The organism is Neokomagataea anthophila (assembly GCF_018122595.1).
Classification (GTDB): Bacteria; Pseudomonadota; Alphaproteobacteria; order Acetobacterales; family Acetobacteraceae; genus Gluconobacter; species Gluconobacter anthophilus.
In genome coordinates this window covers 143,314-162,663 of the sequence record NZ_JAGRQH010000001.1, presented here as the reverse complement: position 1 = coordinate 162,663, position 19,350 = coordinate 143,314, and the positions used below count along the sequence as shown (strand labels likewise).

General features: G+C 54.0%; 18 protein-coding genes. 16 read left to right on the top strand and 2 right to left on the bottom strand.

Annotation, left to right across the window (positions count from 1 at the left end; all coding sequences use genetic code 11):
• Positions 1 to 29: 29 nt before the first annotated feature.
• Complete coding sequence (locus KB213_RS00730) at positions 30 to 1,253, top strand: molybdopterin molybdotransferase MoeA (protein WP_211679950.1); 1,224 nt, start codon at positions 30 to 32, stop codon at positions 1,251 to 1,253.
• 143 nt (positions 1,254 to 1,396) lie between these two features.
• Positions 1,397 to 1,993: a hypothetical protein gene (locus KB213_RS00725; RefSeq protein WP_211679948.1), complete on the top strand. Its 597-nt coding sequence runs from the start codon at positions 1,397 to 1,399 to the stop codon at positions 1,991 to 1,993.
• Positions 1,994 to 2,045: 52 nt separating this feature from the next.
• Here the strand turns inward: KB213_RS00725 and KB213_RS00720 are convergent, their stop codons facing one another.
• Entirely contained in the window at positions 2,046 to 3,185 is a 1,140-nt protein-coding gene (locus tag KB213_RS00720; RefSeq protein ID WP_211679945.1) for a type III PLP-dependent enzyme, read from the bottom strand.
• 385 nt (positions 3,186 to 3,570) lie between these two features.
• Here KB213_RS00720 and KB213_RS00715 point away from each other — a divergent pair, with 385 nt between their 5' ends.
• Positions 3,571 to 4,686 carry a YihY/virulence factor BrkB family protein gene (locus tag KB213_RS00715; protein ID WP_346266640.1) on the top strand — a complete coding sequence of 372 codons (1,116 nt, stop codon included), beginning with the start codon at positions 3,571 to 3,573 and terminating at the stop codon, positions 4,684 to 4,686.
• Between the two features lie 19 nt (positions 4,687 to 4,705).
• On the opposite strand, the gene KB213_RS00710 is transcribed toward KB213_RS00715, so the two are convergent.
• The gene (locus KB213_RS00710; protein WP_408903694.1) at positions 4,706 to 5,347 is read right to left on the bottom strand and encodes a septal ring lytic transglycosylase RlpA family protein; all 642 of its coding nucleotides are present in this window, start codon (positions 5,345 to 5,347) and stop codon (positions 4,706 to 4,708) included.
• Positions 5,348 to 5,502: 155 nt separating this feature from the next.
• Here KB213_RS00710 and aroQ point away from each other — a divergent pair, with 155 nt between their 5' ends.
• The 13 genes from aroQ (at position 5,503) to KB213_RS00645 (ending at position 19,350) form a co-directional block, all read left to right on the top strand.
• Positions 5,503 to 5,952, top strand: a complete 450-nt coding sequence (gene aroQ, locus KB213_RS00705; protein ID WP_211679939.1) for a type II 3-dehydroquinate dehydratase — start codon at positions 5,503 to 5,505, stop codon at positions 5,950 to 5,952.
• Positions 5,949 to 6,401 carry an acetyl-CoA carboxylase biotin carboxyl carrier protein gene (locus tag KB213_RS00700; RefSeq protein WP_211679936.1) on the top strand — a complete coding sequence of 151 codons (453 nt, stop codon included), beginning with the start codon at positions 5,949 to 5,951 and terminating at the stop codon, positions 6,399 to 6,401. The genes aroQ and KB213_RS00700 overlap by 4 nt, the downstream gene beginning before the upstream one ends.
• Positions 6,401 to 7,753: an acetyl-CoA carboxylase biotin carboxylase subunit gene (gene accC / locus KB213_RS00695; protein WP_068167802.1), complete on the top strand. Its 1,353-nt coding sequence runs from the start codon at positions 6,401 to 6,403 to the stop codon at positions 7,751 to 7,753. The genes KB213_RS00700 and accC overlap by 1 nt, the downstream gene beginning before the upstream one ends.
• Before the next feature lie 23 nt (positions 7,754 to 7,776).
• Complete coding sequence (locus KB213_RS00690) at positions 7,777 to 8,346, top strand: NIPSNAP family protein (RefSeq protein WP_211679933.1); 570 nt, start codon at positions 7,777 to 7,779, stop codon at positions 8,344 to 8,346.
• Between the two features lie 280 nt (positions 8,347 to 8,626).
• A complete protein-coding gene (edd, locus tag KB213_RS00685) occupies positions 8,627 to 10,471 on the top strand; it encodes a phosphogluconate dehydratase (RefSeq protein WP_068167808.1) in 1,845 nt (614 codons plus the stop codon).
• A gap of 43 nt (positions 10,472 to 10,514) precedes the next feature.
• Positions 10,515 to 11,138, top strand: coding sequence for a bifunctional 4-hydroxy-2-oxoglutarate aldolase/2-dehydro-3-deoxy-phosphogluconate aldolase (gene eda / locus KB213_RS00680; protein WP_068168138.1), 624 nt, complete (start codon positions 10,515 to 10,517; stop codon positions 11,136 to 11,138).
• Positions 11,139 to 11,294: 156 nt separating this feature from the next.
• Positions 11,295 to 12,848, top strand: coding sequence for an MFS transporter (locus KB213_RS00675; RefSeq protein ID WP_211679931.1), 1,554 nt, complete (start codon positions 11,295 to 11,297; stop codon positions 12,846 to 12,848).
• Between the two features lie 18 nt (positions 12,849 to 12,866).
• Positions 12,867 to 13,973, top strand: coding sequence for an HlyD family secretion protein (locus tag KB213_RS00670; RefSeq protein ID WP_211679929.1), 1,107 nt, complete (start codon positions 12,867 to 12,869; stop codon positions 13,971 to 13,973).
• An 8-nt stretch (positions 13,974 to 13,981) separates the two neighbouring features.
• Complete coding sequence (locus KB213_RS00665) at positions 13,982 to 15,427, top strand: efflux transporter outer membrane subunit (RefSeq protein ID WP_249110107.1); 1,446 nt, start codon at positions 13,982 to 13,984, stop codon at positions 15,425 to 15,427.
• A gap of 15 nt (positions 15,428 to 15,442) precedes the next feature.
• Positions 15,443 to 16,006, top strand: a complete 564-nt coding sequence (locus KB213_RS00660) for a metal-dependent hydrolase (protein WP_211679923.1) — start codon at positions 15,443 to 15,445, stop codon at positions 16,004 to 16,006.
• Positions 16,003 to 17,580 (top strand): bifunctional phosphoribosylaminoimidazolecarboxamide formyltransferase/IMP cyclohydrolase, encoded by a 1,578-nt coding sequence (purH, locus tag KB213_RS00655; protein ID WP_211679920.1) that lies wholly within the window; start codon positions 16,003 to 16,005, stop codon positions 17,578 to 17,580. Before KB213_RS00660 ends, purH begins: the two co-directional genes overlap by 4 nt.
• Before the next feature lie 50 nt (positions 17,581 to 17,630).
• Positions 17,631 to 17,960, top strand: coding sequence for a hypothetical protein (locus KB213_RS00650; RefSeq protein WP_211679917.1), 330 nt, complete (start codon positions 17,631 to 17,633; stop codon positions 17,958 to 17,960).
• 94 nt (positions 17,961 to 18,054) lie between these two features.
• Positions 18,055 to 19,350 carry a hypothetical protein gene (locus KB213_RS00645; RefSeq protein WP_211679914.1) on the top strand — a complete coding sequence of 432 codons (1,296 nt, stop codon included), beginning with the start codon at positions 18,055 to 18,057 and terminating at the stop codon, positions 19,348 to 19,350.

Below are 19,350 nucleotides of genomic sequence, written 5' to 3'. Positions count from 1 at the left end.
ATTGGGTACGATGAGGATAAGCCCGCTTTATGAACGCGTTGATCACCGTTTCTCGTGCTGAATCCCTCATCTGGGAGCATGCTGGGGATTTTGGCACTATTCAGGTGCCGTTAAATAAAGCGGTAGGGCGCACTTTGCGTCAGGTCGTGCGGGCAGAGCGCGATCAGCCTCCGTGTGATCGTGCTGCGGTTAATGGCTTTGCTGTATGTTGGGCGGATCTTCCCGAAAGTGGCGTTTTACGTGTTGTTGGCCTGCAAAGGGCCGGGAAAGCACCGCTCACTCTTCCTGATGGCGATGTCTGCTTGGAGATCATGACGGGCGCAATCCTGCCGGATGGTGCGGATACGGTCATACCGGGTGAACGTGTTAAGCGTCAGGGTGATAGCATTTTTATCCCTGTTGAAAATGTGCCGACGGAAGGGGCTTTTGTGGACCGGCAAGGGGATGTTTGTCAGGCACAGGCCCCTTTGCTGGAGCCGGGAATGGTGTTGCGCTGGCCTGTTCTTGCGGTGTTAGCGGCCAATGGCGTGAGTGATGTTACGGTTTCCGCTGACCCGTCTATTGGTGTGTTTGCGGTGGGGGACAGTTTGGTCCCTGTAGACAGCGAAGATGACGATGAGCCCTTAGAGCCGTGGCAACTGCGTCGTTCGAGTGAGTATGCCATTACGGGAGCGCTGCATGGGTTTGGATTTAAGCGCGGACAGCGCCGCCATGTTGCGAATAATGTGAAAGATGTGCGTGAAGCATTGGCAGAAGAGCTGGCAACGCATGATGTGCTGATTCTGGGAGAGGGTGGTCCCTTTGGGACCCCCAGTGCCGTGGCAAATGCTCTAGAAGAATTGGGTGTCACGGTTATTTTTGACGGTGTTGCTCAGGAGCCAGGCTCGGCTTTTTGGTTCGGTGTTGGGCCAGAAGGGCAGTGCATTTTTGGTTTGCCAGCAGATCCGGTTGGGGTGACGGTGTGTATGCGCCGTTATGTGCTGCCGTTTTTAAAGCGGGCCCAAAAGCGCTGCATTAACGCGCCGCCGCGTGTAGCATTGGCTGAGCATGTTCCAGAATTGAATGGGTTGACGCGGTTTGTGGCCGTGGGTGTGCAGTATGACGCGACTGGCCGTGCCATGGCATATCCGAAGGATATTGTGGTTTCGGGTGAGTTTGGTTCTTTGTTGGATGTGGACGGTTTTGTAGAAATTGAAGGGATTATAGACGGGGTCGAGCCACGTATTGAGGCGGTTCCCTTTTTCCCTATTTAATCTTTGAAGAGTTGTGATGTGAGGCGGTGCTTTCCTTGATGAAGGGAAGGGCCGCCTTTTTCATATGTGACGTATTTTTCAGTTGAAGGTGCAAATCATTCTCATTTAAAAGGGGTGTCTATTGAGATTCGGAGATGTTTCCCATGCCTCGTTTTACCGCCCTTGCCTCTGAGAACATCGCGTTTCAGCCAACTCTGTCTGTTGCCTCGGCTCAATGGCGAGGTCTTGATCGTTTGGCGCATCCACGCGTGAATAAGGCAAAATATCCTCAGGCACCGTCGCACCTGCAAGGTGAGAGTCGTGTCGTGTCGAGTTTGACGGATATGTGCTGCTGTGAACGTTTGGCTTTATGGAGTATTCGCTGCTTATCAGGACATTTTCGGATGCCAGCATGCCGGGAAACACGCACGACCGATGGTATGTTTCCAGATGTATTTGCACCGTTATTTGATGCTGCAGAGCAGGCATTCTCAGATGCACAAATGCTTTTACAGCAGGTGGACCACCCTGAGCTTAATATTTCTCGTCCTGGTGCTCAGACGTTGACGACAACAGAAGATGCGCTGGTGAATGTTGTACGGGCTGCGCAGAATGATGACACGGATAAAGCGCGTCAGATTTTAGGCGGGTTATTGTCTAACCATGTTGCGGCAGGTCAGGTGCTGACGGCCTTAACACTTTTGGCAGAGTGCATGGCGGGTGCAGGGCATTGGTTGCCGCGCTCTGGTGAGGTCGCTTAACAAAAAACCATAGTTTCCCCCGCACTGAAAGGCGGGGGAATGATGATGGTTTTTAGATATAATGCTCACTGAGGGGCGGGAACCCGTTAAAACCAGTTGAGCAATATGTTGAGACATATGCACCGGTTGCGAGAATCTCGACTCGATCACCGCTCGTGAGTGCGTTGGGAAGTGGAACGCGATTTTTCTCATACATGATGTCCACGCCGTCACAGCTTGGACCTGCAACAATGCAGGGAGAGCGTGTGCTGTCGCTATCATCATGTGGCGTGCGGAAGATGTAGCGAATGGCTTCGCCTTCCGTTTCGGCTAGGCCGCCAAAACGTCCGATATCAAGATACACCCAGCGTGGGTCTTTTTCGGCCCCACCGCGTTTGCTGACTAAGATCACCTCTGTGGAAACAACACCGGCACGACCAACCATGTAACGGCCAGGCTCCAGCAGAAGCTCTGGTGGCGCTTCTGGGAAGTTACGGTCGATGGCTGACATGATTGTGCTGCCGAATGCCTCTACGTTGGGGACATCACGGTTATAGCTTGTCGGGTAGCCGCCGCCGAGGTTCAGCATGCGGATGTCGATACCGTCTGCGCGTAGGCTGCGGTAGAGGGCACCGGCGATATCAATGGCACGATCATAGGCTGCTGTACCTGTTTGCTGGCTTCCAACGTGGAAAGACAGACCATAAGGATGCAGACCAAGAGAGGGTGCACGACGCATCAGCTCTCCCGCATGTGCGGTCGTGGTGCCGAACTTGCGTGATAAGGGCCAGTCAGCGCCTTCATTTTCGACGGCGAGGCGGCAAAAAACGCGGGCGCCAGGGGCGTTTGCTGCGATTTTTTCCAGCTCTTCTGCGCTGTCAAAAACGAAGAGGTCAATGCCCATAGTGTGGGCTTGGCGGATATGCTCAGCCTTCTTAAGGGTATTGCCATAAGAGACTTGGCTGGGCTTAGCGCCAGCGGCCAAGCACATTTCGATCTCAGGGATCGAGGCGGCATCAAAGCAAGATCCCAAAGAGGCAAGCCGCTTTAGAATGGCGGGTGCTGGGTTCGCTTTGACGGCGTAGAAAATGCGTCCCTGCGGGATAGCTGTGGTTAAGCTATGATATTGCTGCTCCACGACGTCGAGGTCGACGACGAGGCACGGCGTTGCAGGTTGTTGTTCAGTCAAGAAACGAGTGATTTTGGGAGTCATGCACTCAAATTCCCCAAATCATACTCAACAGGGATCGCTCTCGCCCTGCGAGTGTGTTGCGAAACGGTCGAACGGACCGGCGAAAGCTGGAAACCCAAAAATGAGCCCCTTAAGCCAGAACGCTTGACGTCGTTGCGTAACCTTCAGAGGGCCAGTGGCACGTGCGTTGCTGCGTGACGCGGGGTATTAAACGATCTTGTATGAATCGCAAGTGGAAAACAGAACCAATCCACATGCGTAAGGAAAACCGTGTCTTTTTGGTCCTATTTGAGGCAAAGCCTGCAAGAAATATGCAACGATGAAGCATTGTAATGCGTAACCTGTTGCGTGTTTTGTACGGCTGTGTGGCTGTTTTTAAGAATGATACATTTTGAGGGTATTTTGTGTGAATTCATCCCTAGATTCTCAGGCTGGGCGCTCCTTGGCGTCATCTGATTCGGGGGCAGTGGTGCCTGCTAAGCCGGATGAAGAAGGTGTGCGTGTAGCACGTCAGTTGGGACCAGAAGCTCCGGGGACCGGAGCGACTTCACCGATTGCTATGTCTGGCGGAGGGTGGAAACTCGTGCTGCGCCAAGTTGTGTCGGAAGTACGGTCTACGCAGACCTCTATTTCGGCCGCAGGTTGCGCTTTTTATGCGACGCTCTCGATGTTTCCGGCAATTAGCAGTTTGATTTCTATGTATGGATTGGTGTTTGACCTGCAAACGGTTGAGCCACAACTGCAGGTTTTGCAGCATATTTTACCGGAAGCAGCTTATTCATTAATTGGGGATCGTATTCACCAACTGGTTAGTCAACCTCACTCATCATTGACGATTGGGCTGGTGATTTCTTTGTCCATTGCGTTGTGGTCTGCTTCTGCGAGTACGAAGGCCATCCTTTCCGCTTTGAACATGGCGTATAATGTGGATGAGACGCGTGGCTTCATTAAGTTTCAAGTGCTGGCCTTAGGGGCCACCCTCATGACGATTTTGGGTGCTGCTTTGACATTGGCTTTAATGGTTGCGGCGCCTGCACTGATTGATCATTTACCAAAAATTTTGCTGCATGTTTTTGGGCTTCGGACATTGCCGCCACCATTTGATTTTTTGGTGTCTTATGGTGCTCCCATGGTGGTGCATATCGCAGCGCCGGTTTTGATGTTGTTGTTTGTTTTTGTCGCGATGAGTTTGCTCTATCGTTTTGGGCCTTGTTACATCGCAGGGGGCTGGCGCTGGGTGTTTCCCGGGTCTTTGCTTTCGACGGTTCTGTGGGTACTCAGTTCGATGGGTTTCTCATGGTATGTCGGGCATTTTGCGAGTTATGGCGCGACTTATGGGCCTTTAGGGGCGGTGGCCGCGATCATGATGTGGTTTTTTGTTAGTGCGTATGTCGTGCTGGTGGGGGCTGAGTTGAATGCAGCCCTAGAAGATCGACGGAAAGGCATACAGCCGCGCATCGCAGGTATAGAGCGAGCAGACCCTGTGACAGAAGAAGCAGCTTTAGTGAGTAAAAACGGCTAAGTGTTTCGCGTAAGCGCGCTTAGTGCCGGATGTGTGCTGCTTTATGCGAGCGGCGCACGCTGGCGTGGTGCGTGATGGCACGTTGCGGTGTGATGCGATGGGTGGAGTGGAACTCGGGTATGGCGGGGCCCGCATCAGCAACTTCGACTGGGGTATCCTCGGCTTTTGTGTCTGTGACGCGCGCTATTTTAACATGCGCTGTGCCGCTGTTGAGCATGCCGAGTTGTGATGCGGCTGCGTGAGACAAGTCGATGACGCGGTTATTAAAGGGGCCGCGGTCATTTACAGTGACGATTACGGACCGTCCCGTTTCTTCGGACATGACCTTGAGTTTTGTACCGATAGGCAGAGTGCGGTGTGCTGCCGTCATCGCGTTGGTGTTGAAAATTTCACCTGAGCTTGTGCGGCGACCGTGAAATTGACGCCCATACCAACTCGCAATGCCTTGCTGTGTCCATTTGGCATCATCTTTTAAGCGCTGCGTTCTGTGTGCCAATGCCGAACGTACAGAATCGGCCCAGCTTGTATGCACGGGTTGGGCTGAACCTGCGTTTAGCGGGGTATCTTCTGCCATGGCTGACATCGGAAGAGTGAGGCCGATGAAGAGCAGGGCGCAGAGTTTATGCGTGATGTTGGTGTGTTTTAGAGGCGAAAATGGCACCGCAAGTGGTTCTTCTCCAGTGAACAGGATAGGGCGGAAAGTCCTTACTCTTAGCATGGAATAGCACCCATGTCCTATTCTTGAACGCTTAAAAACGGCAGTTTTAGGGCGATGGTGCTTTCGCAATCGTGCTGAAAGTGCTATCGCGCGGCTTAATGAGACGCCCTCACATTGCCGTTTTGAACGGCCCAAACTTGAATATGCTTGGCTTGCGCCAGCCGGGAATCTACGGATCTGCCACGCTTGATGACGTGGAGCAGATCTGTATTCAGGCGGCTGAGCGGTTGGATGTTGGTATCGATTTTCGGCAAACGAATATCGAAGGCGAACTCGTGTCTTGGGTGCAGGAGTGCCGAGGGCGGTTTGATGGGATTGTGATCAATCCTGCGGCTTATGGGCATACGTCGATAGCATTGCTGGACGCGCTTTTATCCGTCGATCTGCCTGTTATCGAGGTGCACATATCCAATATTCACCGCCGGGAAGCATTCCGACATCACACCTATGTTTCACAGGCTGCAATTGGTGTAATCTGTGGGTTCGGTGTGCGGGGTTATGCCCATGCGCTCCAAGCAATTACTGACCTGATCGAAGACGAAGGATGAGCCGTATGCTCGTGGATAAAGATGCCATTCGGGCATTGGCCGAGATTCTGACCGATACCGGCCTGACCGAAATTGAAATTGCAGAACAAGATAGCCGTATTCGTGTTGCCCGTAGCGCAGCACCTGTGCAGGCCGTTGCTGCACCGGCTCCCGTCGCAGCACCTGCGGCAGCCGCCCCGGCGCCAGCGGCACCTGCCGCTGCGCCTGCTGATCACCCCGGCGCTGTACCGAGTCCGATGGTAGGTGTGGCGTACCTGTCCCCGGATCCGTCTGCGCCAGCTTTTGTGCAGGAAGGGCAGTCTGTTTCTGCCGGTCAGACCATTATGCTGATCGAAGCGATGAAAACGTTTAACCAGATTAAAGCGCCACGCGCAGGTACGCTGACGAAGTACCTCGTCGAATCGGGGCAGCCGGTTGAATTTGGTGAGAAGCTGGCGATCATCGAATAATGTTTTCTAAGATCCTCATCGCCAATCGCGGCGAAATCGCATTGCGCATTCTCCGGGCCTGCCGTGAGATGGGCATTAAAACCGTTGCTGTGCATTCAACCGCTGATGCGGACGCCATGCATGTGCGCTTGGCCGATGAGGCTGTGTGCATTGGTCCACCAAGTGCGCGTGATTCGTACCTGAATGTTGCCGCGATTTTGTCAGCGGCAACGATTACTGGGGCGGAAGCGATTCATCCGGGTTACGGGTTCTTGTCTGAGAACGCGTCTTTTGCGGAAACGGTCGAAGAGCACGGTCTTGCCTTTATTGGTCCAACGGGTGAGCACATCCGTATGATGGGCGATAAGATTACGGCAAAAACGACGATGCGCGCGCTTGGCGTGCCGTTGGTGCCGGGGTCTGATGGCGGTTTGGCTAGCCTTGCGGAAGCGCGGGAAGTGGCCGAGCGGGTTGGATATCCTGTTCTCATTAAGGCTGCTGCTGGTGGCGGCGGGCGCGGCATGAAGGTTGCGCACACAGCAGATGAGATTGAGGAAGCTTGGAGCGTTGCACGGACGGAAGCGCGTGCGGCTTTTGGTAATGATGAAGTCTATCTGGAAAAATATCTGGATCGTCCGCGTCATATCGAGCTTCAGATTCTGGCTGATGCGCATGGGAATGTGGTGCATCTCGGGGAGCGTGATTGCTCTTTGCAGCGCCGTCACCAAAAGCTGTTGGAAGAAGCAGGTTCACCAGCTCTGACGGCAGAAGAACGTGATGCTATCGGTCGCACAACGACGGATGCGCTAGCGAAGATGGGCTATCGTAATGCGGGGACGCTTGAGTTCTTGTACCAAGATGGTCAGTTCTGCTTTATCGAGATGAATACGCGTCTTCAGGTTGAACACCCCGTGACGGAAATGGTCTGTGGTGTGGACTTGGTGCGTGAGCAGATTCGTATCGCTGCGGGCGAGAAGCTCGGTTATGAGCAGTCCGACATTACGTTCTCTGGTCATGCAATTGAGTGCCGTATTAACGCGGAAAACCCTGAAACCTTCGCCCCAAGCCCAGGTACGATTAAGGTTTTCCATGCACCGGGTGGTCTTGGTGTGCGTATGGATAGCGCGATTTATGCGGGCTATCGTATTCCACCATATTACGACAGCATGATTGCCAAGTTGATTGTTCATGCACCGACACGCGCAGAAGCAATCGCACGTATGCAGCGTGCGTTGGATGAATGCGTTGTGGAAGGGGTTCAGACCGTGATCCCGCTGCATCGTAAAATTTTGGCAGATGCTCAATTCCAGAAGGGTGATTACACGATTCATTGGCTGGAAAAATTTGTGGCGGCGCAAACGCCACAAGGTTGATGCTTTAAGTAGAGGAAAACGCTGTGCGTTACGCGGAAACACTGGCTCTCGATATTCGTCCTGGTCTTGTCTCCCGCGTTGCGGCAGCGTTGGAAAATATCAGTGGGCTTGGTCTTTGGGTGACAGAGACCGGCCCGCTGAACCGGATTATGGTGCTACGTTTTGCGGAGTCTCTTGAGCAGCTGCGTGATGCACGGCAGGCTCTTTTGGCGCATGTACCGCGAGATGTGTTGGTCCGAGAAGAAGCGACGTCTTGGCGTGTGGTAACGCCAGTTTTAGAGTCTGGGGCGTATGGTTCTCTTTATGAATGGCGTTGCTACGAAGCCCATCCAGATAAAATGAACGGAGTGGTTGAGTTGTTCAATCACGCCTTGGTCGCGCGAGAAACGCTGTCCCCTTTATGTTGTGCTTTGGTGTCCTTAGAAGGTACGCCGCGTTTTGCACATTTATGGCCTTATAAAGATGCACAGTCGCGGAGTACTATTCGTGCTGAAGCGTTAAAAACTGGCAAATGGCCACCGGCGATTGCGCCGCTTTTGGTGCGGATGGAGAATGCGCTTTTGTCGCCTCTGCCAGCATCGGCGTGGTACTGATAAACAATTCGTGAATGTTTGCCATGAAGAAAAATCATGGCGTCATTATGATATGCGGGAAGGAAATAAATCGTTTCCCCAGCTATACTGTCGGAAAATTAAGATAAAAAAATCTCTTCCTGTAAGAAATAGTATTATTCCAGTGCTCTTTAATTGGTCATAGGATGGTTGCCGATCTCGCCGCTATTCCGTATGAAAGGGCTCCCATCACGATGCTGTGACTGGCGACGGAAAAGGTCTTTCGTTTGCTGGTTATGGCAGACGAGTAGCGAGAGTTCCCATGTCTCTGAATTCCGTCTTAGAGAGCGTAACTGCCCGGATCATCGATCGATCGAAGATTTCGCGTCGACGTTACCTCGCTTTGATGGAGCGTAATCGAGAGAAGGGTGTTTCGCGGCCACGTTTGGCCTGTGGTAACCTCGCACATGCTATTGCGGCATCAGAAGGCGATAAGCCGAGTCTGATGCAAACGCGCACGAATAATATCGGCATCATCTCCACCTATAACGATATGCTGTCGGCGCATCAGCCTTACGGGCGTTATCCAGAGCAGATTAAGTTGTTTGCGCGTGAGGTCGGTGCGACGGCTCAAGTGGCTGGTTGTGCCCCTGCTATGTGCGACGGCGTGACGCAAGGGCAGGAGGGCATGGAGCTTTCTCTGTTCTCCCGTGATGTGATCGCGATGTCCACGGCTGTAGGGCTGAGCCATGGTATGTTTGAAAGCGTGGCCCTTCTTGGTATTTGCGATAAGATTGTTCCCGGCCTGTTGATGGGCGCGTTGCGCTTTGGTCATTTGCCGACGATGTTGATCCCTGCTGGGCCTATGACTTCAGGCCTTCCGAACAAAGAGAAGGTGCGTATTCGCCAGCTTTACGTGCAGGGTAAGGTTGGGACAGATGCACTGATGGAAGCAGAGAATGCTTCGTATCATAGCGCTGGGACATGTACGTTCTACGGCACGGCGAATACGAACCAGATGATGGTTGAGATTATGGGTCTCATGATGCCGGACTCAGCCTTTATTAACCCACATACAAAGCTGCGTCAGGCGATGACGCGTGCGAGTATCCATCGTTTGTCTGAGATCAGCATGAACGGGAACGATGCCCGCCCGCTGGCAGAATGTGTCGATGAACGTGCGCTCGTGAATGCAGCTGTTGGTTTGTTGGCGACAGGTGGCTCTACGAACCATACGATCCATCTTCCGGCGATTGCACGTGCTGCGGGCATTATCATGAACTGGGAAGATCTGAGTGATCTCTCTAAAGTCGTGCCGTTGATGACGCGTGTGTATCCATCAGGCTCTGAAGATGTGAACGGTTTTAATCGTGTTGGTGGTATGCCGACGGTGATTGCAGAACTGTCTCGTGCAGGGCTGTTGCATCAAGATATTATGACTGTTTCCCGCAATGGTTTTGCTGATTATGCGCAGCGTGCGACGCTAGAGGAAGGCGAGTTGGCGTATGTGCCAGCAGAGCCATCTTCTGATCGTGATGTTCTACGAGATGTGGCAGAGCCATTCTTGCCGGATGGCGGCATTAAGCTCATGAGTGGTAATGTTGGGCGCTGCATCTATAAGAGCGGTGCGATTGCAAAAGAGCATTTGACGGTGGAAGCACCAGCACGTGTGTTCCATGACCAAAACGACGTTGGTGCTGCGTTTAAACGCGGTGAGTTGGAACGGGATGTTGTGGTGGTTGTGCGCTTCCAAGGTCCCGAAGCCAATGGCATGCCGGAACTGCATAAGCTGATGCCGACGCTTGGCGTGTTGCAGGACCGGGGTTTCCATGTGGCTTTGCTGACGGATGGCCGCTTGTCTGGCGCTAGTGGTAAGGTGCCATCGGCTATTCACGTCTGCCCAGAGGCGCAGGTAGGCGGTCCAATCGCAAAGATTAAAGATGGCGATATGGTCCGCGTTTGCGCTGTGACGGGGTCTATTGAAGTGCTGGTGTCAGAAGAAGAATGGGCCGCACGGACGCCGGCTGATATTCCTCCTCCGGGTGTTGGTACGGGGCGTGAGTTGTTCGCCCTGATGCGGAGTGTTCATAGCTCTGCGGAAGAGGGTGCCTCTGCTATGTTGGCCCAAATGGACCACGTGCTAGACACGGTTGGAGACGAGTTCTGAAAAGGCCTCCTTGTCTGGCCTTGATGGAGAGGATCGAACGATCATGAGCGATACTGCGAAACTTGACGCCGTTATGACCCGCAGCACGGTTATTCCCGTGCTGGTGGTGAAGGATGTTGCTCAGGCGCGTCCATTGGCGGAGGCGCTGGTCGCCGGTGGTTTGACCACGTTGGAAGTGACGTTGCGCACGCCATGCGCGCTTGAAGTGATTGCTGAGATGTCCAAGGTTGAGGGCGCGCTGGTGGGTGCTGGCACGGTACTCAACCCGAAGGATTTGGAAGCATCCGTCAAAGCGGGGGCGGAGTTTATTGTGAGCCCCGGTTTGACGGAGTCTTTGGCGAAGTCTGCTGTGGAGCATGATGTGCCGTTCCTGCCGGGCGTGGCCAATGCGGGTGACATTATGCGTGGTTTGGATTTGGGGCTGACGCGCTTCAAGTTCTTCCCGGCGGTGACGAATGGTGGTCTGCCGGCCATTAAGGGGCTGTCGAGCGTTTTTGGTGCGGTTCGTTTCTGCCCGACGGGTGGTATTACGGAAGCAACAGCGCAAGAATGGCTGTCTTTGCCATCGGTTTCTTGTGTTGGTGGTTCTTGGTTAACGGCTGGTGAGTTTGATGCGGCTGAAGTAACGCGCCGTGCGAAAGTGGCTTCGGCCTTTAAGGCATCCTGACTTAGAGCGGTATAAATAATATAGAATTATTTATAATGGGCCACTCTGGGAGATACTCTAGAGTGGTCCATATGCTTTTTATGGAATTGAAGCGGGATTATAGGCGGCGTTTTCTGGCATTGTGCTGGGAAGGCAAAGGAAAGGCGTTCTTGTTTTATGGACGCAGCTAAGAAGCCTCTGGTCGGGTTGGCGGGGGTTATTGTTTTAGCCTTGGCGACGGGGCTTAATGAGCAGGTCTCTAGTCAATCTTTGCCTGATATTATGGGCGGGTTGGGGTTTAGTCATGACCCGGCGACGTGGTTTTCCAGTCTGTATACAACGGGTGAGGTTTTAGGTCTCGCGCTCTCTCCGTGGTTGGGGATTACATTCTCGCTACGGCGTTTTATCTTTTTCGTGATTGCGCTCGCGACGGTATCGAGCGTTTTTATACCGTTTATTACGGCTGTCCCGGCTTTGCTTATGTTGCGGAGTTTGCAGGGGCTTTCGGGTGGATTTGCTATTCCGCTTTTGATGACGGTGGCATTGCGTGTCTTAGCACCTAAAATCCGCTTGGTCGGTTTGGCAGCTTATGCGTCTACAGCGACTCTCTTTCCGTATTTAAGCGGGGCCTTAGCGGCCTTGTGGTGTGATCTGGTGGGGTGGCAGTTTGCTTTCTTCCAAGTCGTGCCGTTGAGCGCTTTAGCTTTGGTGCTTGTGTGGTTTGGAATGCCGGTTGATGCGCCGCGTTATGAGCGTTTCCGCCAGATTGATTGGCGCGGTATGGTTTTGGCGGTGATTGGCTTTTCGTCGCTTACAACCATGTTGCAGCAGGGGGATCGGCTGGATTGGTTTAACTCTGAACTGATCTGTATTCTGGCTTTGATTTCTGCCGTCTCAATCCCGCTTTTTGTTGTGAATGAGTGGTTTCATGAATTGCCGCTCTTTAAGTTCCAGCTTTTGTCCCGGCGTAACTTTGCTTATGGCGCCATTACGCTACCGGTTTTTGTTTTAACGACGATTGCATCAACGGCGATACCGGGTGGAGCACTGGCCAGTTTAGCGGGGTATCGGCCTGAGCAAAGTTACGGGATTACGCTGGAGATCGCGCTCATTCAGCTCATCATGCTGCCTTTTCTGGCGTGGTTGTTGAACCGGGAGTGGGTTGATTGCCGTGTGGTCAGTTTGACGGGGTTACTCTGCTTGTTGGTGGGGTGCCTTGGGGGTAGTTTTGTCACGACGGTGTGGGATCGTGGGGAGTTTTATCTCTGGCAAGGGTTTTTCGGCGTGGGTGGTTCCATGGTGGTGATGTGCATGTTGCTCATGGCCACGAACTCTCTTTCGCCACAAGAAGGCCCGTTTGCTGCTGCGATGGTGAATTGCCCAAGGGGGATGGCCTCTACCGTTGGAGTATGGCTGGTGCAGTTGGTGCAGCGCTGGCGGGGGAGTTTGCACTCTGACCGACTAACGGATCATTTGGGGCAAGAGCGTTTTCGTTTGTGGCAGGGGGCAAATCCGGCCTTGCAGTACCCAACGCCTTTATTGCCGAATGGCGTGCCGCGCACACCCGTGAGTGTGCGGTATCAGACCTATGAACTAGCGCATCAGACGCGCGCTCTGGTATTGAGTGATTTGTATTTGGTGGTTGCTGGACTCGTTATTTTTCTTATTTTTCTTGTACTTTTGGTTCCTGAGAGAACCTATCCGCCGCGTATTGCTTTGGCGAAGAAATAGTACGTGCCATGAAAGTTCATGATCATGAATCCTGCCGATAATCATCAGAAGAAAACGCCCAAATGGCCCTTTTTTCTGGCAGGGGTGGTAGTGGTGGTTTTTGTTGGCATTGTGTTGGGTATTATCTTTGTACCAAGTGCCAATGTTTCCACCGATGATGCGTATGTGACGGCGCATTATGCGACGATTGCGCCGCGTATTCCGGGGCAGATTGTCAGTGTTGATGTGGATGACAATCAAGTTGTGAAAGCCGGGCAGGTTTTGGCGACGTTGGATGACCGTGATTATCGCACAGCGTTGGATCAGGCTCGGGCGACGTTAGCGCATGATGAGGCGCTGGTTTTGGATGCTGCGGCTGCGGAAACGCGTCAGCCTTCTTTGGTGCTGCAAGCGCAAGCTGCGGTGGCACGTTTGCGGTCTGAGTTGGTTTTTGCTCAGCAAAATTTGCAGCGTTATCGGGACTTGGCGCGCACAGGGGCGGGAAGTGCTGAAACGCATCAGCATTATGCGGCACAGGTTGGTGAGTTGCAGGCCGCTTTGCAGGGGGCGGAAGCCGATGTGCAGGCGACTCAAGACCAGATTCCCATTTTGAAAGCGCGGCATGATGCAGCGGAGCAGACGTTAGCTGTTGATCGTGCCCGGGTGCATCAGGCGGAACTTAATCTCTCTTATACCCGTATTATTGCGCCGTTTGATGGCATGGTTGGTGAGCGGAGCGTGCAGCTTGGGAATTATGTTGGCCCCGGTGCAGCGCTCATGGCAGTGGTCCCGATGAATGAACTGTGGATTGAAGCGAATTATCGTGAAGTGGCGTTGCGGAATATGAAGCCCGGGCAGGCGGTACGGATTCATGTGGATGCGTATAACCTCGATCTGGAGGGTGTGGTCGATAGTGTGCCGCCGGCTTCAGGGGCTGCCTTTGCGCCTTTGGCACCGGAAAATGCGACGGGGAATTTTACGAAAATTGTGCAGCGTTTGCCGGTGAAGATTACGTTGAAACCGGGGCAGAAAGAGGCGGGTCTGCTGCGTATGGGGCTATCGGTAGAAACGACCGTACAGACAGGTTTGGCGGATGTTGTGGGTGCACAGGCGCACTCGCGTGCAGGATCGGTGACGGCGAAATGATGCGCGGAATGAAGCAGGTTGCTACATGGTGTGTTGCCGGACTGTTGGCTGGGTGTACCGTGGGGCCGAATTATCAGACGCCACATATGACCGGTTTAGAGCATTGGGGGCGTGAGCCGGGTGCGCCGAGTGCAACCTATGCGGGGGAAGTGGATGTTACGTGGTGGCGTAGTTTCCATGATGAAGAATTAAATCATCTGGTGGAACGGCTGGGTCAGCAGAATTTGGCCTTGCAGGAAGCGGCGACGCGGATTTCAGCCGCTCGCTCTCAGGTGCAAATTGCGGCGGCGCAAGGTTTGCCAAGTGTGAATTGGGCTGGCGCTTATACGTGGACACAGCAAAGTACGCGGGGCTTTTTGTCTTTGGCAGAGCCTCGGCCGGGCGCGAATTTGCAGTATAATTATTTCACCAACATGGCGTCAGCAGGGTGGGATTTAGACCTGTTCGGCATGGTACGTCGGGCGGTGGAGGCGGGGAAAGCTGAGGCTGATGAAGCCGTGGCAGCGCGGCGTGCGGTAGCACTGGCAAGTGTGTCGGACATTGTGAGTGCGTATATGCAGCTGCGGGGTACGCAGGAGCAGCGGGCTCTGACGGAACGTAATCTAGCGCTTACGCAGCATGATTTGGCATTGGTGCAAGACCGCATGCGTGATGGCGCTGCGACGGAATTAGAGCTGGCGGAAGCGAAGGCACGGGTGGCGAGTACGCAAAGTGCGCTGGCCCCTTTGCGGACCGAAGAATCGGCATTGATGAACGCGATTGCCTCTCTTCTCGCACTGCCGCCGCGGGCCTTGGAGGCTGAATTATCGCCAGTAAAGCCGCAGCCTGTTGTCCCGGCCGCAGTACCGGTTGGTGTGCCGTCGAGTTTGGCGCAGAGGCGGCCAGATGTGATGTTGGCAGATGCGCGGTTGCATGCGGCGACGGCGCGTGTGGGGGTGGCGAAGGCATCATTTTACCCGGATATTGTGCTGGCGGGGAATTTAGGGACGCAGTCTCTCTCTGCGGGAGATTTCTTTTTGCCTGTGGCCAAATATTTCACGCTCGGCCCGACATTGAACGTGCCCATTTTTGAAGGCGGCCGGTTGCGCGGGGAACTGCATTTGCGTGAGGCTGCACAGAAGGAGGCGGCTTTGGCCTATCGCCAGACGGTTTTGGATGCATGGCGTGATGTTGATGATGCGCTGACCGGCTATGCGCAGGTGCAGGAGCAACGGGCTCAACTGGCGGAAGCCGTGAAGCAGAATCGTTTGGCGCTGGCGGCGGCGCGGCAGCGTTATGTGGCTGGAGCTGTGCCATTTTTAGAGGTGGATGAAGCGCAGGCACGGGTTTTGGCCAGTGAAACGAGTTTGGCGGCTGTGCAAACGCAGATGAATACGCAACTCGTTGATTTATATCGGGCTTTGGGTGGTGGGTGGCAATTCACGGAAGCTCTTGCATCTTCGCGCAAGGACTGATTGTTACTGCGCCTTATGACAGGTCGTTCACATCTTCTCGTTGGTGCATTTACATCGTTTTGTGCCATGCGGTGGCATATTTTGACACCGGATATTGTTTCATTTTTCACGGCTCTGATTGGAAGTCTTTTACCTGATATTGATACGGAGCGCTCCATGATGGGTGCGCGGATGAAATGGTTGTCTCGCCCAATTGCGCGGATGTGTGGCCATAGGGGGCTGACGCATTCGGCGGTATTTTGGGTTGCTGTGTCTGTTTTGTGTCGAGTGCTCTTTGGAGAAGATGTATTGGCAGGGCCGTTGGGCGCTTTGCTCTTAGGGGTGGCGAGTCACATCTGTGTGGATTTGCCTACCGGGGGCTGTCAGCTTTTTGGGCCGTTGAGTCGTTCACGTGTATCGGTTTGGCCGTATGTGAAGACGGGCGGGGTTGGAGAAGTGTGTTTGTTGGTGCCGACTTTGGCGTTGCTCGGGTGGTGTGGTTGGAATGCAATGCCGATACATTTGGGGCATGATCTGCACCGTCCTGCACATCAACGGTTGCATGTGCCGTTTTCCGGGGATATGGCTCTCCCATCATGACCGAAAACCGTATCCCTGTCCGCCGCGCTCTGCTCTCTGTTTCTGACAAAGCCGGGCTTATCGAGCTTGGGCGTGCGCTCGCCGCCCATGGCACCGAACTCCTCTCAACCGGGGGATCTGCTCGTGCGTTGCGCGAAGCGGGCCTGACGGTGAAAGATGTTTCCGAACATACGGGTTTCCCCGAGATTTTGGATGGTCGCGTTAAGACGCTGGTGCCGCAAGTGCATGGTGGCATTTTGGGCCGTCGTGATCTGGCAAGCCATCAAGAACAAATGGCGCAGCACAACATTGCGCCGATTGATCTGGTCTGTGTGAATCTTTACCCGTTCGCTGCGACGGTTGCGTCTGGTGCAGGTGTTGAAGACTGCATTGAGAACATTGATATTGGCGGTCCGGCTATGGTCCGTGCCTCTGCTAAAAACCATGATCATGTGGTTATTCTGACGTCCCCTGACCAATATGCTGGTTTGATTAGTGCCCTTGAAGCGGGTGGAACGTTGCATGCTGAACGTCGTGCTTATGCGGCCGCTGCTTATGCGCATACGGCGGCTTATGACTCGATGATTTCACGTTGGTTTGCGCAGCAGGCTGGTGATTTGTTGCCGCAGACGCTGACCTTGTCGGGTACACGCGGTGATTTGCTGCGTTATGGTGAAAACCCGCATCAGCAGGCAGCTTTTTACCGTGATGGCAGCACGCGTCCGGGTTTGGCTTCGGCACGTCAGGTTCAGGGTAAGGCGCTGAGCTACAATAACCTGAACGACACGGATGCAGCTTTTGAAGCTGTGGCAGAATTCTCGGCACCGAGTGTTGTGATTGTGAAGCACGCTAACCCATGTGGTGTGGCTTCTGCTGAGACGCTGGAAGATGCATGGGTTTCGGCTCTGCGCTGTGATCCGGTTTCGGCTTTTGGTGGCATCGTTGCCGTGAACCGTACGCTGGATGCTGCAACGGCGAAGCGTATTTCAGCGATCTTCACGGAAGTTATCGTTGCGCCGGATGCAGAGCCAGAAGCACTCGAAGTTTTGGCCGCGAAGAAGAATCTGCGTTTGTTACTGACAGGTGGTTTGCCTGATCCGAAGGCCGAAGGTCTGGCCGTAAAGACGGTTGCAGGTGGTTTCTTGGCGCAGAGCCGTGATGCTGGTCATGTGACGGAAGCTGATCTGAAGGTTGTGACGAAGCGTGCACCGACAGATGCTGAGATGCGTGATCTTCTTTTCGCGTTCCGTGTAGCGAAGCATGTGAAGTCCAATGCGGTGATTTACGCAAAGGACGGTGCGACGGTTGGTATCGGCGCGGGGCAGATGTCACGTGTTGATAGTGCGCGTATTGCGGCCCGCAAAAGCGCGGATGCTGCGGAAGCCGCCGGTGAACAAGAACCGTTGACGACGGGATCTGTAGCGGCATCTGATGCGTTCTTCCCCTTTGCAGATGGTTTGGAAAGTGTTGTTGCAGCTGGTGCTGTGGCTGTGATCCAGCCGGGTGGTTCTATCCGTGACCAAGAAGTCATTGATGCGGCTGACAAGGCTGGTATTGCAATGGTCTTCACTGGGATGCGGCATTTCCGTCACTGAGGTGAGTTATGGGTGTTTGGCGCGGCGTTTTAACGGCTTTTAGTCTATGCATGATGGCGTCATCCGCCGCGGCAGCACCTTGTGAATATGATGTCAGCCCTCTGCCAGTGGTGCAGGGGGTGGTCATCCGTTTGACGGATGACGGCGCTGTTTTGCGCGATGGCACGGTATTGAATGTGCCGGAAGGTTTACGTTCCACACTGGCTGTAGGAAAAGCCGTGACGGTACGCGGCTTGATGTCGGTATCAGCGCATAAGGTACAGGTTTTTGCGGTTAATAATCCGCAGCCGGACTGTGAAGGGGCTCCGCATGTGGCGCGGGGGCCATATCCCGGTTCGCCACAATACGATGCTTTGCAGCCGAATATAGGGCATAAATAAACGTGATCTTTTGGGGGTGGTAACGCTTCCTTAAAGACTCTCGGGCATGGTGTGATGGTTGTGTCATACCGTTTTCGGGAAGTTCACGTCTGCCATGTCTCACAATCCTTCTCTGCCGTTGGTAGGGCAATTATGGATGTCTGGTCGTACGAATACGTCGAGCGGTGGGACGAGTGCGCTTATGGCGCAGGACATGGTGAAAGGTCGGTTTGACGCATTTCTAAAAAGTTATGAACACGCTCAAGCACAGCCGAAGGCGGAGCCTGTTGCGCGACCGCCGACCACCGTGATGCCTCATAGTATCTCAAAGACGATATTTACGTCCGGTGAGCGCTCTGTGACCGCGGAGCCGAAGAATACGGCATACGGGCAGTTAAAAAGCGATACGAGTGCGGCTTTTCAAAAGGCTGGAGCGGCGGGGGAGAGAGCGGCCGCCATGCAGCGGGCTCCGCGTGGTACTGCGTCTGGTGGAGAAGCTGGTCATATCGGAGCGGAGAAGTCTACGACGGATGAAGAGGGCACGGATGGGCACGGTGAGCGGCTCAAGGGTGCTGTTGAAATGCCGTCTCAACGTTTGGGAAAAGGGGCAGGTGGGGAAGTCAACGAAGCGTCCCAGCACTCTGCTGTTTTGACGTGTTCGAGCGGCGGTAGTGACCGGGAACATTCCCCCCCTGAAGCAGCGCAATCGTCTGTGCCACGTGAGGTGAACGCTTCGACGGTGTCAGATAGTCAGCATGTGGTTGGTACGGGTGATGATTCTATCGGTGCTGAAGATGATGCCGTGCAAGGGGTAGAAAATGGCACATGTGAGGGTGTTAGTTCTGCCGATCCTGCTGTGGAATTGCCTGCTGCGAGTGATGTTTTAGAGCAGGACCTTAAGGAGAATCCGCCTCAAGAGAGACCTGATGAGGTCTCTCATACACAGTCATTAGATGAGGCGAGGGAAACCCCAGAAGCGCAGCATACGCCTAGGGTGGATGAAGGTGCTCCGCAGATTTTGCACAGTTCTACGGAGAATGGGCACCATAGTTGGATTCATATGGACCTTGCCGAACAAGGGCATGTGCGTGTGGCGATTCATGAAAATACCGAGGGTGCAAAGCACATACATATTGCGGCGGATGATCCGCAGACATTGCATATGCTGACGCAGGATCGTGTGTCGTTGCTGGGCGCTTTGGAGCAGACCCCGCTACCGGGACAGGCCCTTTCCGGTGAGGTCCATGTCACGATGGGTCTCTTTGTTGAACCGAAGGTGAAGAGTGGAGGCGTGGGGAGTATAACGCGGGCAGGGCAGGACGAGGATGTTTCTGGCACAGAATTACCAATGAATAATGGGCGTGTGCGGCCATCACGCTGGGGGCGTGGCGTCGTGGATCTTATGGCGTAA

Coding starts and splice junctions, on each gene's coding strand:
- KB213_RS00730 (WP_211679950.1), top strand. CDS start 30: ATGAACGCGTTGATCACCGTTTCTCGTGCTGAATCCCTCATCTGGGAG.
- KB213_RS00725 (WP_211679948.1), top strand. CDS start 1,397: ATGCCTCGTTTTACCGCCCTTGCCTCTGAGAACATCGCGTTTCAGCCA.
- KB213_RS00720 (WP_211679945.1), bottom strand. CDS start 3,185: ATGACTCCCAAAATCACTCGTTTCTTGACTGAACAACAACCTGCAACG.
- aroQ (WP_211679939.1), top strand. CDS start 5,503: ATGAGACGCCCTCACATTGCCGTTTTGAACGGCCCAAACTTGAATATG.
- KB213_RS00700 (WP_211679936.1), top strand. CDS start 5,949: ATGAGCCGTATGCTCGTGGATAAAGATGCCATTCGGGCATTGGCCGAG.
- accC (WP_068167802.1), top strand. CDS start 6,401: ATGTTTTCTAAGATCCTCATCGCCAATCGCGGCGAAATCGCATTGCGC.
- edd (WP_068167808.1), top strand. CDS start 8,627: ATGTCTCTGAATTCCGTCTTAGAGAGCGTAACTGCCCGGATCATCGAT.
- eda (WP_068168138.1), top strand. CDS start 10,515: ATGAGCGATACTGCGAAACTTGACGCCGTTATGACCCGCAGCACGGTT.
- KB213_RS00675 (WP_211679931.1), top strand. CDS start 11,295: ATGGACGCAGCTAAGAAGCCTCTGGTCGGGTTGGCGGGGGTTATTGTT.
- KB213_RS00670 (WP_211679929.1), top strand. CDS start 12,867: ATGATCATGAATCCTGCCGATAATCATCAGAAGAAAACGCCCAAATGG.
- KB213_RS00665 (WP_249110107.1), top strand. CDS start 13,982: ATGAAGCAGGTTGCTACATGGTGTGTTGCCGGACTGTTGGCTGGGTGT.
- KB213_RS00660 (WP_211679923.1), top strand. CDS start 15,443: ATGACAGGTCGTTCACATCTTCTCGTTGGTGCATTTACATCGTTTTGT.
- purH (WP_211679920.1), top strand. CDS start 16,003: ATGACCGAAAACCGTATCCCTGTCCGCCGCGCTCTGCTCTCTGTTTCT.
- KB213_RS00650 (WP_211679917.1), top strand. CDS start 17,631: ATGATGGCGTCATCCGCCGCGGCAGCACCTTGTGAATATGATGTCAGC.
- KB213_RS00645 (WP_211679914.1), top strand. CDS start 18,055: ATGTCTCACAATCCTTCTCTGCCGTTGGTAGGGCAATTATGGATGTCT.